The following is a 14942-nucleotide window of genomic DNA, read 5'->3' on the forward strand; positions in this document are numbered from 1 at the left end:
TGGCTGCTGCTCGGCGGCGGGGTGGGTGGCGGGCCGTAGGGGTACGGGTACGGGGCGGCGGTCATCGGAACTCCCCTCGTTCGGAGGGGATTGGACCACGAAATCGCCTGCGGGATAAGGGGCAAAGCACCCTGGTGGTGGCGCGCTGGTCAGCTCGGCGCAGTGGTGGCGTCCTGGTAGAGCAGGACGGCGATGCGCTTCCACTCGTCGAGGAGCTGCCGGCGCCGGTTCGGGTCGCCGCCGAGCTCGGCGTCCAGGGCCAGCCCGCGGGTGAGGTTCACGGTGAGCCAGAACAGCATCTCCGCGCGTTCCGGCGGGAGTTCGCCGGCGACCTGGGTGACGTGCTCGAGCGTGGCGCGGCCGAGCGCGCGGTCGACCGGGCGGATGGCCGCGCGCAGCTCGGGATCGGTGCGGGCGGCGACCCACAGCTCGGTGACGGCGGTCGAAAGCGTGCCGGAGTAGCCGGCCCACAGCAGGTCGATGGCCGCGGCGACCCCGCTGCCGCCGCCGGGCAGCTCGTCGAGCGAGGCGGCGAGCTGGCGCCGCAGCTTCGTCGTCAGGTGCTCGACTGCGGCCGCCATCAGCTCGGCCTTCGCGGTGAAGTGGTGCTGCACCGCGCCCTTCGAGACCCCCGCGCGGGCGCAGATCTCCTGCACCGACGTGCGCGCGTAGCCGACCTCGACCAGGCAGTCGATGGTCGCGTCGAGCAGCGCGGTGCGGGTCTGCTCGCGCCGCTGCGCCTGGGTCCGGTGCGTCGTCTCGGTCACCGCGGCCTCCCTGCTTTACCTACGGGCCGGTACGGATGTACATTCCGATCAGAACTTACATGCTGATCGTCATGTTTTCCAGCAGGAGGGGTCCCCGTGCCACTGCAACTGCCGAAGAGCTCGTGGAGCACGACCGAGCTCGATGACCTCCGTGAGCTCGCGCGGTCCTTCCTGCAGAAGGAAGCCGTCCCGCACCAGGAACGCTGGGCGGCGGAGAAGAAGGTCGACCGCGAGCTGTGGACGAAGGCGGGCGACGTCGGCCTGCTGTGCCTGTCCATCCCCGAGGAGTACGGCGGCGGTGGGGGCACCTTCGCCCACGAAGCCGTCCTCTACGAGGAGCAGGCGCGGGCCGGCGACAGCGCATGGGGTGTCACCGTCCACAATGGAATCGTCGCGCACTACCTGCTCGCCTACGCCTCGGAAGAGAAGAAGCGCGAGTGGCTGCCGAAGCTGGCCAGCGGCGAGATGGTCGGCGCGATCGCGATGACCGAACCCGGCACCGGCTCCGACCTGCAGGGCATCAAGACGCGGGCCGTGCTCGACGGCGACCACTACGTCATCAACGGCTCGAAGACGTTCATCACCAACGGGTTCCACGCCGATCTCATCGTCGTCGCGGTGAAAACCGACCCGGACGCGGGCGCGCAGGGCGTCTCGCTGGTCGTGGTCGAGACCGACACGCCGGGCTTCCGCCGCGGCCGCGTCCTCGACAAGGTCGGGATGAAGGGCCAGGACACCGCCGAGCTGTTCTTCGACGACGTCCGCGTGCCGGCCGCCAACCTGCTCGGCGACGCCGAAGGCCAGGGTTTCATCCAGCTGATGCTGCAGCTGCCGCAGGAACGGCTGATCATCGCGGTCACCGCGGTGGCCGGGCTGGAGGCGGCGGTCGACCTCACGCTGGAGTACACCAAGGAGCGCACGGCGTTCGGCCGGCCGATCTTCTCCTTCCAGAACACCAAGTTCACCCTCGCCGAGGCGGCGACCGAAGCCGCGGTGGCGCGTGCGTTCCTCGACCAGTGCATCGAACGCCACCTCAAGGGCGAGCTCGACGTCCAGGGCGCGGCGATGGCGAAGCTGTGGACCACCGAGCGCGTCAACAAGGTGATCGACGACTGCGTGCAGCTCTTCGGCGGCTACGGCTACATGACCGAGTACCCGATCGCGCGCGCCTGGGCCGACGTCCGGATCTCCCGGATCTTCGGTGGCACCAGCGAAATCATGAAGGAAATCATCTCCCGCTCGCTCTGAGAGGAACCGCGTCATGAAAGCAGGTCCGCTCAGCGGCCTGAAGGTGGTCGAACTCGCCGGGCTCGCGCCGGGGCCGTTCGCCACGATGATCCTCGCCGACCTCGGCGCCGACGTCGTCCGCGTCGACCGCGCGCAGCCGGGGGAGGACGTCCTCGGCATCGGCACCGATCCGCTCGCCCGCGGCCGCCGGTCGGCCGGCATCAACACCAAGACGCCCGAGGGCGTCGAGCTGGTGCTGAAGCTGTGCGACACGGCCGACGTCCTCATCGAGGGCTTCCGGCCCGGTGTCGCCGAACGCATCGGGCTCGGCCCCGACGTCGTGCACGCCCGGAACCCGCGGCTGGTCTACGGCCGGATGACCGGCTGGGGCCAGGACGGGCCCCTGGCCACGGCGGCCGGCCACGACATCAACTACATCGGCATCGCGGGCGCGCTCGAACCGATCGGGCGCGCGGGCGAGCGGCCGGTGCCGCCGCTCAACCTCATCGGCGACTTCGGCGGCGGCGGGCTCCTGCTCGCGATGGGCGTCCTGGCCGCGCTGTACGAACGGAACACGTCCGGGCGCGGCCAGGTCGTCGACGCCTCGATGGTCGACGGCGCGGCGCTGCTCACCACCAGCCTCCACGGCATCAAGGCGGCCGGGCTCTGGTCGGAGGAACGCGGCGAGAACATGCTCGACGGAGGCGCGCCCTTCTACGACACGTACGAGACCGCGGACGGCAAGTACGTCGCCGTCGGCGCGATCGAGATGCGGTTCTGGGGTGAGCTGGTGAAGGTCCTCGAGCTGGACCCGGCGGACCTGCCGCTGCACATCGACAAGACGCAGTGGCCGCGGCTGCGCGAGATCGTGGCGGGGGCGATCGCCAAGCACACCCGCGACGAGCTCGTCGCGCGCGCCGAAGGCACCGACGCGTGCCTGACACCGGTGCTGTCGCCGTCCGAGGCGGCGTCGCACCCGCACAACGCGGCGCGCGGCACGTTCGTCGAGATCGGCGGCATGGTCCAGCCGGCGCCGGCCCCGCGGTTCGACCGGACCCCGCCGTCGACGCCGGAAGCGCCGCGCGCCAAGGGATCCGACACCGAAGCGGTGCTCGCCGAACTGGGCGTCACCGACCTGGAGGCCCTGCGTTCGGCGGGGGTGATCGCCTAGCTCTTCGCCAGGTCGGAGCGCACGACCGAGTAGACGACGTGGTCGCGCCACTCGCCGTCCCGAAAGCCGTAGCCGCGAAGCACGCCTTCGCGGGTGAAGCCGGCTTTCTCGAGCGAGCGCTGTTCGGCGCGGTTGCCGGTCTCGGTCGTCGCTTCGACCCGGTTGAGCTGGGTGTGGGCGAAGAGGTAGTCGACGAGCAGGCGCTGGGCCTCGGTGCCGTAGCCGTGGCCGCGCGCCTCCCGCGCCAGGACGAGGCCCATGTTCCAGCAGTAGGACGTCGGCCCGGTCCGGCTGCGGTGCCAGGAGACGAGCCCGAGAACGCGGCCGCCGAGCGTCGGCACGAGCATGCCGGTCTCGGCGGTGAGCATCCCGGTCTCCAGCCACCGGCGGCGCAGGAAGCCGGGATCGTGCCAGCCGAACCACTGGTGCTCCCCGGCGGCGACGGGATCGTTGGTCAGCTCTTCCAGCAGCCCGAGATCGCTTTCGGCCACCGGCCGCAGCTCGACTCTGACACCGTCGTCATCCATCCGGAGACCTTATCGGCCGCTTGACCGGAACCGGGACGGCTTTGCGCAAGATAACTCGCTAGAGGCATCCCCGGTGACCGAGCGGCCACCAGCGTGCGGGAAACGCCGACACACGTGATCCAGAGGTCGACACGCGTGATCAGAGGGGCGACACACGTGATCAAGGGGTCGACACGGGTGATCAGAGGGTCGACACGGCGAAACCGGAAGGCCCGCCCGAGTCGACCCTCCAATCACGCGAGTCGACTCCTCAATCACGCGAGTTGACCTCCCGATCACGCGAGTCGACCCTTCAAGCACGGGAGTTGACCTCTCCGTCACGGGTTGTTCCGCTCGGGTCAGGTGAAGGTGCCGTGGCGGCCTTCGCCGCCGGCGAAGCGGGCCGCGCCCTCGACCGCCTCCGCCGCCAGGACGCCCGGGCCCATCGCCGCGGCGAACTCCGCCCTCAGCGCGTCCTCTTCGGACTCGCCCCACTGCGCCAGCGCCGAGCGCCGGTCTCCGCGGAGGCAGGCCTGCGGGAACGCCGCCAGCTGCCGGGCCAGCTCCTGCGCCGCCGTCACCGCTTCGCCCGCCGGCACCAGCCGGTTGGCCAAGCCGATCTCGAAGGCCTCCGAAGCGTCGACCGGGCGGCCCGTCAGGATCAGGTCCATCGCCCGGGACTGGCCGATCAGCCGCGGCAGCCGCACCGTCCCGCCGTCGATCAGGGGGACGCCCCAGCGGCGGCAGAACACGCCGAACACCGCCGTCGTGTCCGCGACCCGCAGGTCGCACCACAGCGCCAGCTCGAGGCCGCCCGCGACGGCCGGCCCGTGCACCGCCGCGAGCACCGGCTTGCCGAGGGTCATCCGGGTGGGTCCCATCGGGCCGTCCCCGTCCGGGTGAGTGCGGTTCATCCGGTCGGTGCCGATCGCCTTGAGATCGGCTCCCGCGCAGAACGCGTCGCCGGCTCCGGTCAGCACCGCGACCGCCGCGTCCGGGTCGGCGTCGAACGCGCGGAAGGCGTCGGCCAGTTCCGCCGCCGTGGGCCCGTCGACGGCGTTGCGGGCCGCCGGGCGGTCGATGGTGATCGTCGTCACCGCGCCGTCCCGCTGCACCAAAACGTTCCGGAACATGGCCGCTCCTGGGGTGATCGAGGTGTCTTCCGCGCACGCCTTCCCTAGAGTATTGGGATGGCCACTCCCAGGACGGGGACGGCGAGCCGGGGAGGAAGCGCATGTCGGGCGGCGTCAAGAAGATTCTCATCGTGGGCGTGGTCGCCCTCGTGCTCTTCCTCCTGATCACCCAGCCCACCCAGTCCGCCGACTTCGTGCACCGCGTGCTCGGCTGGCTCAAGGACGGCGCCGAAGCGATCGTCACGTTCTTCCGCGCGCTCTTCTCCTGACCTGGTGCTCCTCCGTACCGGCGCCGCCACGGGCGGTGCCGGTGACTACCCTGCGTGTTAACGGACGGTAAATCACCCAGTGTCACCAATCCCGGATTTCGGACTCGAACACTCGACCATCCGGGTGGATTGCGGCCGAAAACGCGCAGGTCGTCGAATTCGTGGCACCCGGGGTCTGGCGAAGACGACCACCCCGGCCCTACGGTGCTCACATTGCGTGATCGGGTGGTTCGCCATCCCCCCGGAGAACCCCGGTACGCAGGCAGTTTCCACTCAGCAAGGTGCAGGTTGGTGCGTGCGGCACCACCGCGTGGGACAGGCGTCAGGGCCTGTCCGTCGGGGACCTACATAGGAGGCAGGGATGACCGGAGATCCCGGAGTGGACGCGTTGATCCGGCAGTGGGCCGCCGAGCGCGAGAGGACTCCCGAGGAGCAGGAGGTCGACCGCATCGCTTCCGCGTGGCTGGCCGACGCGCCGGCGCAGGCTCCGGGGATCCCCGGCCAGCGGGCCCGGACCGGGCAGTCGCGGTTCGTCCCGGTGGAGTCGGCCGACCCCGGCTACCTCGCCGCGATGCGCAGCCGGCTGCCGGAGGTGCCCGAAGAGCTTCTCACCGCCGCCGCGGGCTGGTGGCAGATGGTCGGCGGCGTCGCCGAGGCCGAGGAGTGGTGGGACGCCGGCATCAGCCCGCTCGACCAGCGGGCCCTCGACTACCGGGCGGCCGGTCTCGCGCCGTCCGACCTGAGCCGCCGGCTCGGGCCGATGACCGTCCTGCAGCACCTGCGCCGCGGCAGCGCCCCGGCCTGGTGCGTGGCACGGCTCGCGCGGCAGCAGAAGTCCGCCTGACTTTCCACTCGGCCGGGTGACCCGGTGTGGTGTCACGATCGAGACGGCCCGCGTAACGCTAACCTGCGCGGGCTCGTTGACCGTTCGTCGACATCACGCTGGAGGACCGGAGTTTCGTGCGCACCAGGACCGGACAGACCGAGGACGACCCGATCGGCGCTCATGCCGAGGAAGCCGTTCCCGCCCCACCGGCACCGCGCTCTCCGGGCGTGGCCGTGCTCACCCGGCTGCTCGTGGTCCTCGCCGTGCTGGCCGTGGCCGGCGGCGGGATCTGGCTCGTCACCCGCGCCTCGACGCCCGAGGCGAGCCCGACCACGACCGAAATCCCCGCGTTGCAGGTCAAGGCGGCCGACGTCCGCCCGGGCTCGGTCGCCCCGGCCGGTGGCGCGGTGGCGGGCGGGGCCGAGCAGCAGACCTCGCCCCAGCAGGCTCGTCCGCGCGAGACGGGCCCGGCCACGCTCGCGCAGTGGGCGGCCCAGGTCGCGGCGGCGACCGGCGTCCCGGCGCGGGCCCTGCAGGCGTACGGCAACGCCGAGCTGGCGATGCGCGCGAACCAGCCGGGCTGCAAGATCTCGTGGGCCACGCTCGCGGGCATCGGCCGCATCGAGTCGAACCACGGCCAGTACGCGGGCGCGGTCCTCGGCGCGGACGGCCGCCCGTCCAAGCCGATCATCGGCGTCCCCCTCGACGGCTCGGCGGGCGTCCAGGCCATCGGCGACACGGACGGCGGCCGCTACGACGGCGACGCCGGGGTCGACCGCGCGGTGGGCCCGATGCAGTTCATCCCGGGAACCTGGCGCAAGTGGGCTTCGGACGGCAACGGCGACGGGCTGGGCGACCCCCAGCAGATCGACGACGCGGCCCTGGCGGCGGCGCGGTACCTGTGCGCGGGCGGGCGGGACATGGCCGGCCCGAGCGGGTGGTGGGCCGGGATCCTGTCGTACAACAACTCGACGGAGTACGCGCAGAAGGTGTTCGGCCTGGCGGACGGGTACGCGAAGGCCGCCCAGTCGGCGCGCAAGCAGGGCTGAGAGCCCGGCCACCCCGGCCGTGACCGCTCATCGTCTCTCCGGCGGCCAGTGCTAGCGTCGACTCCGTGCCAGACTCCCACCCACCGGCTGCCTCCCCGTGGGGACGGCGGATCGCCATCGTCGCGACCTGCCTGGTGAGCCTGCTCGTCTGCTGTGGGCTCGCCTGGTGGCAGTGGGACCGCTTCACCTCCGCGAACGGCACCTTCCAGAACCTCGGCTACGTCCTGCAGTGGCCGCTGTTCGGGCTCTTCCCGGCCTTCATGTTCTGGCGGATCCGCAAGCTCAACCAGAAGGCGGAAGCCGACGCGGCGCCCCTCGTGGAAGCGAAGCCCGAGGTGCCCGCTCCCCGTCCTCGCCCGGTGCCGGAGCAGACGGACACCGACGAGGACGACGAGCTGGCCGCCTACAACCGTTACCTGCGTGAGCTGAACGCCCGCGACCAGCAGGCCGAGCGAGCAGAGTGAAGAGTGAGGACGACGACCCGATGACCACCAGCACCGAAGGCAGCACCGAAGGCGCCCGGACGACCGTGCCGCTCGCCGGCCCCCTGGTCCGGTTCCGCACCGCCGCCTACGTCACCGGTGTCGGCCTGCTCGGCCTGTGCTTCGTGATGGTGCTGCGCTACGGCTTCGACAACCCGACGCCGTCCGCGGTCTACTCGCCGATCCACGGTGTCCTCTACATGATCTACCTCGTGCTGACCATCGACCTGGCGATCAAGGCCCGCTGGTCGATCAAGGGCACCGTGCTCGTGCTGCTGGCCGGCTGCGTCCCGTTCGTCTCGTTCCTCGTCGAGCGCCGGGTGACGCACAAGGTCAAGGCCGGGCAGAAGCTGTAACCCGGCGGAAGGTCAGCGCCACCAGCACCGTGCAGGCGGCGAACACCGCGGCGGTCGCGAACGCGGCGGTCATCCCGTCGACCGTGAGCTGGGCGCCCGTCGCGCCCGCCGAGCGGGTGACCGAGCCGAACACCGTGATCAGGATGCCCAGCCCGAGCGTGCTGCCGACCTGCTGCATCGTTTGCAGCACGCCGCCCGCCGCGCCCGCGTCCTCGCTCGGCACGGTGGCCATGACGATCACGTTGAGCGGCGCGAACGCCAGCCCGACGCCGAGCCCCACCAGCAGCAGCGGTCCCAGCAGCGCGGGGAAGTACGCGCTCTCGGTGGTGAGCAGGGCGAGCCAGGCGACGCCGGCGACCATCAGCAGGGAGCCGGTGACCGTCAGCGGCTTCGGCCCGTAGCGGGGGAGCAGCCGCGGCACGAGCCGGCTCATCGTGAAGATCAGCGCCGCCATCGGGAGGAACGCGAACCCGGTGGCCAGCGCGGCGTAGTGCCGGATGTCCTGCATGAACTGGGTGAGGAAGAAGAACATCGACATCATCGCCATCGGGCCGAGGAAGAAGTTGACGTAGGCCGCGCTGCGGTTGCGTTCGGCGAACAGCCGCAGCGGGACCAGCGGCATGGCCGTGCGGGCTTCGATCGCGACGAACCCGGCGAGCAGCACCAGGCCGGCGGCGAGCGAGCCGAGCGTCACCGCGTTGCCCCAGCCGTCGGACGCGGCGTGGGTGAAGGCGAACACGAGCGTGCCGACGCCGAAGGTGCCGGTGACCGCCCCGGGCAGGTCCAGGTGCGCCCGGCGGCGTTCGGGTTCGGCCACGAACCGCGGGGCGAGCAGCACGATCGCCAGCCCGAACGGGACGTTGATGAACAGCGCCGCGCGCCACGAGATCCATTCGGTGAGCAGGCCGCCGACGATCAGGCCGATGGCGAACCCGCCGCTGGACATCGCGGAGAACAGCGACAGCGCCCGGACCCGGGCCTTGGCCTCGGTGAACGTCGTCGTGATCAGCGCCAGGGTGCTCGGGCCGGCCATGGCGGCGCCGACGCCCTGCAGCACGCGCGCGGCGATGAGCAGCGCGGCCGTGTCGGCGAGGCCGCCGGCCAGGGACGCGAGGGTGAACACGGCGGTGCCCGCGACGAACATGCGCCGCCGCCCGAACAGGTCGCCGGCCCGGCCGCCGAGCAGCAGCAGGCCGCCGAAGACCAGGCTGTAGGCCGTCATCACCCAGGACAGGCCGGTCGGGGTGAACCCGAGGTCAGCCTGGATGCGCGGCAGCGCGACGTTGATCACCGTCGCGTCGAGGATGAGCATGAGCTGGCAGGTGAGGATGATCGCGAGGACCAGCCCGCTGTGCCTGCGCGGCGCCGGTGTGGGCGCACGGTCGAGCGTCTGTTGCGACAAGGGATACTCCCCCGAGGAGTAAGAGAAGAAGCGGAGATGTTCTCCGCTTGGGTGCGATCCGATAATATGGAGAGCGTCTCCGGATGCGCAAGCCAATTCGGAGAATCTCTCCGGTTAAGTGGCGAGGAGGCCGGGATGCCGGACACCGAGCGTCCGATGCGGGCGGACGCGCGACGCAACTACGAGCGCATCGTCGCGACGGCGAAGGACCTCTTCACCGCCCAGGGCGCCGACGTGCCGCTGGACGACGTCGCCAAGAAGGCCGGCGTCGGCGCGGGCACCCTCTACCGGCACTTCCCGACCCGGGAGAAGCTGTTCGAAGCGGTCTACCGCGACGAGATCACGGTGCTCGCGGACCGCGCGTTCGTCCTGCACGACGAGCTGCCGCCGTGGGAGGCGCTGGAGGCGTGGCTGCTCGCCCAGGTCACCTGGGTCGTCGAGCGGCACAAGCTGGCGACGATCCTCAAGGAGTCCATCGATTCGGGCTCGGAGACCTTCCAGTACTGCCAGAAGCGGCTGCGCGAAGCGACGGGAGTGCTCGTCCACGCGGCGCAGGAGGCCGGGCTGGTCCGCCCGGACGTCGTCGGCGCCGATGTCCTGCGGCTCGGCCACGGGGCCGGGATGGCCGTGCGCAACTGCAGTCCGGAAGACGGCAAGCGCGTGCTGAACGTGATCCTGGACGGCCTGCGCGCCTGACGCAGGCCGCCCGGCGAGCTCAGCTGCCGATGCCGGTCATCGAGCGGACTTCCATCTCCGCCTGCATCCGGGCGTCCGCCTTCGGCCGGCCCACCAGCGTCCCGACGAACCCGCACAGGAACGAGAACGGGATCGACACCAGGCCCGGGTTCTTCAGCGGGAACCAGGCGAAGTCGATGCTCTTGAAGATCGAGTCCGGGGCACCGGAGACGACCGGCGAGAACAGCACCAGCACCAGGCACGCGATCAGGCCGCCGTACATGCCCCACAGCGTGCCGGCGGTGTTGAACCGCTTCCAGAACAGCGAGTACAGCAGCGTCGACAGGTTGGCCGACGCCGCCACGGCGAACGCCAGCGCCACCAGGAACGCGACGTTCTGCCCGTTCGCGAGCACCCCGCCGACGATCGCCAGCACGCCGACCACGATCGCGGTCATCCGCGCCACCCGGACCTCGTCCGCCGGCTCGGCCTGGCCGCGCTTGAAGATGTTCGCGTAGACGTCGTGGGCGAACGAGGCCGACGCGGTGATCGTCAGCCCGGCCACCACCGCGAGGATCGTCGCGAACGCCACCGCGGCGATCACGCCCAGCAGCAGCGTCCCGCCGATGTGCAGCGCCAGCAGCGGCGCCGCCGAGTTCTCCCCGCCCGGGGCGCTCCTGATCTCGTCCGGGCCGACCAGCGCGGCCGCGCCGAAGCCGATCACCAGCGTGCACGCGTAGAAGACGAGCATGCACACGGTGGCCCAGACGACCGAGCGGCGCGCCTCCAGCGAGTTCGGCACCGTGTAGAAGCGCATCAGCAGGTGCGGCAGCGAGGACAGGCCGAGCACCAGGGCCAGCGCGAGCGACACGAAGTCGAGCTTGGTGGTGTCGTCCTTGCCGTAGGAACCGCCCGGTTCCAGCAGGTGCTCGCCCAGCGGGCTCTTCTCGGTCGCGGCCGACAGCAGGTTCGAGAAGCTGAAGCCGTACTTGCCGAAGAGGAACACCGCCATCAGCACCACGGCGAGCATCAGCACGCCGGCCTTGATGATCTGCACCCAGGTGGTGCCCTTCATCCCGCCGACCAGCACGTACACCACCATGACCAGGCCGACCACGCCGATGATCAGCGCCTGCCCGAGCCGGGTGTGGATGTCGAGCAACAGGGCGACCAGCCCGCCGGCGCCCGCCATCTGCGCCAGCATGTAGAACAGCGAGATCACCAGCGTCGACGTCGCCGCCGCGGCCCGGACCGGGCGCTGGTTCATCCGGAAGCTGATGACGTCGCCCATCGTGAACCGGCCGGTGTTGCGCAGCAGCTCGGCGATCAGCAGCAGGTCGACCAGCCAGGCGACCAGGAAGCCGATGGAGTAGAGGAAGCCGTCGTAGCCGTGGACGGCGATCGCGCCCGCGATGCCGAGGAACGACGCCGCCGAGAGGAAGTCCCCGGAGAGCGCGATGCCGTTCTGGCGGCCGGTGAACGCGCTGCCCGCGGCGTAGTAGTCCGACGTCGAGGAGTTCCGGCTGCCGGCCCGGTAGACGACGTACAGCGTGATCGCCACGAACAGGGCGAACACGACCGTGTTGACGACCGGGTCGCTGGCGGTCGGCCCGCCCGCCGCGAGCGCGGTCATCGGCGCTTCCCGTCCACCAGGCCCGCGCGCGCCCGCAGCTCGGCGACCCGCGGATCGAGCCGGCGGCGCGCGTAGCGCAGGTAGAGCCAGGTGATCAGCGCGGTGCTGACGAACTGGCCGAGGCCGAGCAGGATGGCCACGTTGACCTGGCCGAACACCTTGCGGCTCATGAAGTCGTGCGCGTACGCGGCCAGCAGCACGTACGTCATGTACCAGGCGAAGAAGGCGAAGCTCAGCGGGAAGACGAACCAGCGGAACCGGCGGCGCAGCGAGGCGAACTCGGGGCTGGCCTGGATCGCGGTGTAGTCGGGGTCCGAGGGGGCGGTCCGGCGGGGCGGGCCGCCGGCCGGGCCGGGCTCGGCGGGCAGGACCGGGATCCGGCTCGTCTCCTCGAGGGCGTTGCCCGGCGCGGGCCGCGCTACGTCGTACATGGTGCCTCCGGCAGGTGCCTCCGTGGCGGCGGGGCCCCGGGGCGCCTGCGAACAGGGCGCCGGGCCGCCCTTGCGGACTGCGAGGGCACATCGTAACTACGCCATCCGGCGGCGGCTGAAGGCGGCCGGACCGTCCGGTCGGTTCGGACGGCGGTATTCGTTTTCCTGCCGATCGCGTCGAATGCGTGACCGGCGACAACGCGCCGCGGAGAACGTCCGTAATGCGGAAAAGAATTGTGACGGGACGTCGCCGGAGTCGCAGTGGACTGCGGCAAACGGGTTAACGGCGCTGGTCGTCTCGCCGACCCGGTCACCGAAAGTAGCCGAATCGCGGACTTGATCCGGCGCGCGGGTGTCTGCGGGCGGCGGAGGTATGGCGAAGATCCACTGGTCAGCGTAGGGTTCCGAAAGAAATCACCGGGTCGGGGCCGGGGAACGCGCAACGCCACAACATCGGGCACATCTTGAGGCTTGACCCACCCGTTGGTGGTACGGAGTGTAGATCGACCGAGGGATGCTGCTACCCTGCCTGGGCTAATCGGGTGACGGCCGGATGCGATGGGCCCCCGCGTCCGGTAACCGGAATTCCCTCTTCGGGGGCGGTGAGGCGGAATGTCCTGTCGGGTGTCCGGTCGCGAAAGCACTTTTCGCAGGTCAGCGCCCGAACGGGGAACACAATTGACCGGCCTGGCATCGGGGGTACGATTCTTTGGCCCAGCTGACCGCAGCGATCGATTGGCACCGATAAAGTTGATCTCGATCACCGTGCACAACGCAACTTGCGACGTGCACGTGCATAGTCCCGGGCAGCAGGGCCCCGGGCACGGGACGAGTCGGTGCCTGCCCGGCGACGGGCGCGCGGACGGCGGGGCGGCCGGGGACGAGCGAGGGCGCCGGGGAAGCGGCAGGGTGGGGACGGCACGGCCGTCCGGTGGCCCGTCGCGATCCGGGACGCCGCGCCGCCGACGCGGATCCATGACGCCGGACAGGGAGTCACTCACGTGACCGTTGCAGGAGAAGGTCAGGTGCCCGTCGGGGAACTGCTCGGCCGAGCGCCCCGGCGGTCGAAGGGGAAGGCCGTGTGGCGCGCGCTGGTGCAGTGGCGCGACTGGAGCCTGCCCGTCAAGCTTTCGGCCGTCACGGTCGTGCCCATCGTCCTCGCGCTCGTCCTGGGCGTCGCGACGATCGCCGCCCAGGTCGGCCGCTCGGACGAGTACCAGCGCCTCGACCGGCTGGTCGCGCTCGGCGGCGGGGTGCGCACCCTGACCGCCGCCCTCCAGCAGGAGCGCACGGTCACCGCGGCGATGCTGACCGAGGGCACCGTCGGCGGGACCCCCGAGCTGGCCGCGGCGCGCAAGGCGACCGACGCCGCGATCGGCCCGTTCACCGCGGAGCAGGCCCGCGCGTCCGAAGCCGAGCCCGGCGTCTCCGGGGCCGCGGGCACCGCCTCCGCGCAGGTCGGCAACCTTTCCTTCCTGCGCCGCCAGGTCGACGGCGGCCAGCTCGACCCGGGCCAGGCCATCACGGCGTTCTCCGCGCTCACCGGCTCGCTCATCAGCCTGGACACCGCGGCCACCGCGGGTGCCGGCGACGGCACCCTCGGCGGCCTGCCCGCCGGGCTGCACGAACTGCTGGTCGCCGGCGAGCAGGTGTCGCTCAGCCAGGCCCTCGTCTCCTACGGCATCGGCCGGGCCGGGCTGACGCCGAGCGAGCTGGCCACCCTGCGCGCCGCCGAGCTGCGGCTCGCCGACCGGCTCGTCGACTTCCGCTCCGCGGCGGGCGACACGCTGCAGCGCGACTTCGCGGCGATCGCCGAAGGCACGCAGGCGCAGAACCGGGCCCGGATGGTCGAGACCGTGCTGAACGCGCAGAGCGGCCAGGTGGACGACGCGTTCCGCGCGCTGCCGGCCGCGGACTGGACCGCCGCGTCCGCGGCGATGCGCGCGCAGATCGGCGCGATCGCCGACCGGCTCGGCGCGTCGGCGTCGCAGACGGCGGCGGAGCTGGTCGACGAGTCCAGCAGCGGTGCCGGCCTGCTCGCGGTGCTGCTGTTCGCCGCGATGGTGCTGGCGGTCGCGGTCGTCTTCCTCATCACCCGGCAGCTGCTGCGCTCGCTGAAAGTGCTGCGCCGCAGCGCTCTCGACGTCGCCGAAACCGCGCTGCCGGAGGCGGTCCGCAACATCCAGGAGGGCCGCGCGCAGGGCACCGACGTCCGCCCGGTCCCGGTACACACCGACGACGAGGTCGGCGAGGTGGCGCGGGCCTTCGACAAGGTGCACCACCAGGCGCTGCGGCTGGCGACCGAGCAGGCCGCGATGCGCACCGGCTACGGCAGCGTGTTCGTCAACCTGTCGCGGCGCAGCCAGAGCCTGGTCCAGCGGCAGCTGCAGCTGATCGAGCAGCTCGAGCGGGACGAGGAGGACGCCGACCAGCTGGCGACGCTGTTCCAGCTCGACCACCTCGCCACCCGGATGCGGCGCAACAACGAGAACCTGATGGTGCTTTCGGGCGCCGAGCCGGGCCGCCGGTCCGGGAAGCCGGTCGGCACCACCGACATGCTGCGTGCCGCGGTGTCGGAGATCGAGCAGTACCAGCGCGTCCAGGTGCAGCCGCCGCCCCCGGCCCGGATCGTCGGGTACGCGGCGAGCGACCTGATGCGCCTGGTCGCCGAGCTGCTGGACAACGCCGCGGCGTTCTCCGCGCCGGAGACCACGGTGACCGTGGCGTCGCGGCTGGGCGAGGACGGCTCGCTCCACATCGACATCCTGGACAAGGGCATCGGGATGAACGAGTGCGAGGTCATCGAGGCCAACACCCGGCTGACCGAGGCCGGGTCGCTCGACCTGGTGACGTCGCGCCGGATGGGCCTGTTCGTCGTCGGCCGGCTGGCCAGCAGGCACCGGATCGGGGTGTCGCTGCACGGCGGCAAGGACATCGTCGGCGTCCGCGCCACCGTCGTGGTCCCGGCGGAGCTGGTGATGCCGGTGACCGACGGCCCGGCGACCGGCCCGATCG

At 71.4% G+C, this 14942-nt stretch carries 15 protein-coding genes; 9 read left to right on the top strand and 6 right to left on the bottom strand.

What is annotated here, in order from left to right; all coding sequences use genetic code 11:
• Window positions 1-149: 149 nt before the first annotated feature.
• On the bottom strand, window positions 150-767 hold the full coding sequence (locus CCN39_RS03740) for a TetR/AcrR family transcriptional regulator (RefSeq protein ID WP_086838411.1): 618 nt from the start codon (window positions 765-767) through the stop codon (window positions 150-152).
• Between the two features lie 96 nt (window positions 768-863).
• On the opposite strand from CCN39_RS03740, the gene CCN39_RS03745 reads away from it, so the two are divergent.
• Complete coding sequence (locus CCN39_RS03745; RefSeq protein ID WP_086838412.1) at window positions 864-2015, top strand: acyl-CoA dehydrogenase family protein; 1152 nt, start codon at window positions 864-866, stop codon at window positions 2013-2015.
• 13 nt (window positions 2016-2028) lie between these two features.
• On the top strand, window positions 2029-3165 hold the full coding sequence (locus tag CCN39_RS03750; protein WP_086838413.1) for a CaiB/BaiF CoA transferase family protein: 1137 nt from the start codon (window positions 2029-2031) through the stop codon (window positions 3163-3165).
• Here the strand turns inward: CCN39_RS03750 and CCN39_RS03755 are convergent.
• Both CCN39_RS03755 and CCN39_RS03760 read right to left on the bottom strand, forming a co-directional pair.
• Window positions 3162-3692, bottom strand: coding sequence for a GNAT family N-acetyltransferase (locus CCN39_RS03755; protein WP_086838414.1), 531 nt, complete (start codon window positions 3690-3692; stop codon window positions 3162-3164). The two genes, CCN39_RS03750 and CCN39_RS03755, sit on opposite strands and share 4 nt — an antisense overlap.
• 338 nt (window positions 3693-4030) lie before the next feature.
• Window positions 4031-4804, bottom strand: a complete 774-nt coding sequence (locus CCN39_RS03760; RefSeq protein ID WP_086838415.1) for a crotonase/enoyl-CoA hydratase family protein — start codon at window positions 4802-4804, stop codon at window positions 4031-4033.
• Between the two features lie 101 nt (window positions 4805-4905).
• Between CCN39_RS03760 and CCN39_RS50615 the strand changes: the two genes are divergently transcribed.
• The 5 genes from CCN39_RS50615 (at window position 4906) to CCN39_RS03780 (ending at window position 7786) form a co-directional block, all read left to right on the top strand.
• The gene (locus CCN39_RS50615) at window positions 4906-5073 is read left to right on the top strand and encodes a hypothetical protein (RefSeq protein WP_014466828.1); all 168 of its coding nucleotides are present in this window, start codon (window positions 4906-4908) and stop codon (window positions 5071-5073) included.
• 361 nt (window positions 5074-5434) lie between these two features.
• Window positions 5435-5917 carry a hypothetical protein gene (locus tag CCN39_RS03765; RefSeq protein ID WP_013224355.1) on the top strand — a complete coding sequence of 161 codons (483 nt, stop codon included), beginning with the start codon at window positions 5435-5437 and terminating at the stop codon, window positions 5915-5917.
• 116 nt (window positions 5918-6033) lie between these two features.
• Complete coding sequence (locus tag CCN39_RS03770) at window positions 6034-6948, top strand: lytic transglycosylase domain-containing protein (RefSeq protein WP_086838416.1); 915 nt, start codon at window positions 6034-6036, stop codon at window positions 6946-6948.
• Window positions 6949-7013: 65 nt separating this feature from the next.
• Window positions 7014-7412, top strand: coding sequence for a hypothetical protein (locus tag CCN39_RS03775; protein WP_434781082.1), 399 nt, complete (start codon window positions 7014-7016; stop codon window positions 7410-7412).
• A 20-nt stretch (window positions 7413-7432) separates the two neighbouring features.
• Entirely contained in the window at window positions 7433-7786 is a 354-nt protein-coding gene (locus CCN39_RS03780; protein WP_086838422.1) for a DUF3817 domain-containing protein, read from the top strand.
• On the opposite strand, the gene CCN39_RS03785 is transcribed toward CCN39_RS03780, so the two are convergent.
• Complete coding sequence (locus CCN39_RS03785) at window positions 7764-9188, bottom strand: MFS transporter (RefSeq protein ID WP_086838418.1); 1425 nt, start codon at window positions 9186-9188, stop codon at window positions 7764-7766. The genes CCN39_RS03780 and CCN39_RS03785 overlap by 23 nt on opposite strands.
• Window positions 9189-9323: 135 nt before the next feature.
• Between CCN39_RS03785 and CCN39_RS03790 the strand changes: the two genes are divergently transcribed.
• Entirely contained in the window at window positions 9324-9884 is a 561-nt protein-coding gene (locus CCN39_RS03790; protein ID WP_086838419.1) for a TetR/AcrR family transcriptional regulator, read from the top strand.
• Between the two features lie 19 nt (window positions 9885-9903).
• Here the strand turns inward: CCN39_RS03790 and CCN39_RS03795 are convergent, their stop codons facing one another.
• Together CCN39_RS03795 and CCN39_RS03800 are read right to left on the bottom strand one after the other, a co-directional pair.
• Window positions 9904-11496 carry a monocarboxylic acid transporter gene (locus CCN39_RS03795; protein ID WP_086838420.1) on the bottom strand — a complete coding sequence of 531 codons (1593 nt, stop codon included), beginning with the start codon at window positions 11494-11496 and terminating at the stop codon, window positions 9904-9906.
• Window positions 11493-11927 (bottom strand): DUF485 domain-containing protein, encoded by a 435-nt coding sequence (locus CCN39_RS03800; protein ID WP_086838421.1) that lies wholly within the window; start codon window positions 11925-11927, stop codon window positions 11493-11495. The genes CCN39_RS03795 and CCN39_RS03800 overlap by 4 nt, the downstream gene beginning before the upstream one ends.
• A 1025-nt stretch (window positions 11928-12952) precedes the next feature.
• On the opposite strand from CCN39_RS03800, the gene CCN39_RS03805 reads away from it, so the two are divergent.
• Window positions 12953-14942: sensor histidine kinase (locus CCN39_RS03805; protein ID WP_143263935.1), on the top strand; the 1990-nt coding region annotated here is incomplete at its 3' end.

The sequence above is a fragment of the Amycolatopsis kentuckyensis genome, assembly GCF_002155975.1.
Taxonomy (GTDB): Bacteria; Actinomycetota; Actinomycetes; order Mycobacteriales; family Pseudonocardiaceae; genus Amycolatopsis; species Amycolatopsis kentuckyensis.

What these genes read in the sequence shown, in the direction of transcription:
- CCN39_RS03800 (WP_086838421.1), bottom strand. Translation starts at nt 11,927, where the DNA reads ATGTACGACGTAGCGCGGCCCGCGCCGGGCAACGCCCTCGAGGAGACG.
- CCN39_RS03795 (WP_086838420.1), bottom strand. Translation starts at nt 11,496, where the DNA reads ATGACCGCGCTCGCGGCGGGCGGGCCGACCGCCAGCGACCCGGTCGTC.
- CCN39_RS03780 (WP_086838422.1), top strand. Translation starts at nt 7,433, where the DNA reads ATGACCACCAGCACCGAAGGCAGCACCGAAGGCGCCCGGACGACCGTG.
- CCN39_RS03755 (WP_086838414.1), bottom strand. Translation starts at nt 3,692, where the DNA reads ATGGATGACGACGGTGTCAGAGTCGAGCTGCGGCCGGTGGCCGAAAGC.
- CCN39_RS50615 (WP_014466828.1), top strand. Translation starts at nt 4,906, where the DNA reads ATGTCGGGCGGCGTCAAGAAGATTCTCATCGTGGGCGTGGTCGCCCTC.
- CCN39_RS03750 (WP_086838413.1), top strand. Translation starts at nt 2,029, where the DNA reads ATGAAAGCAGGTCCGCTCAGCGGCCTGAAGGTGGTCGAACTCGCCGGG.
- CCN39_RS03765 (WP_013224355.1), top strand. Translation starts at nt 5,435, where the DNA reads ATGACCGGAGATCCCGGAGTGGACGCGTTGATCCGGCAGTGGGCCGCC.
- CCN39_RS03790 (WP_086838419.1), top strand. Translation starts at nt 9,324, where the DNA reads ATGCCGGACACCGAGCGTCCGATGCGGGCGGACGCGCGACGCAACTAC.
- CCN39_RS03760 (WP_086838415.1), bottom strand. Translation starts at nt 4,804, where the DNA reads ATGTTCCGGAACGTTTTGGTGCAGCGGGACGGCGCGGTGACGACGATC.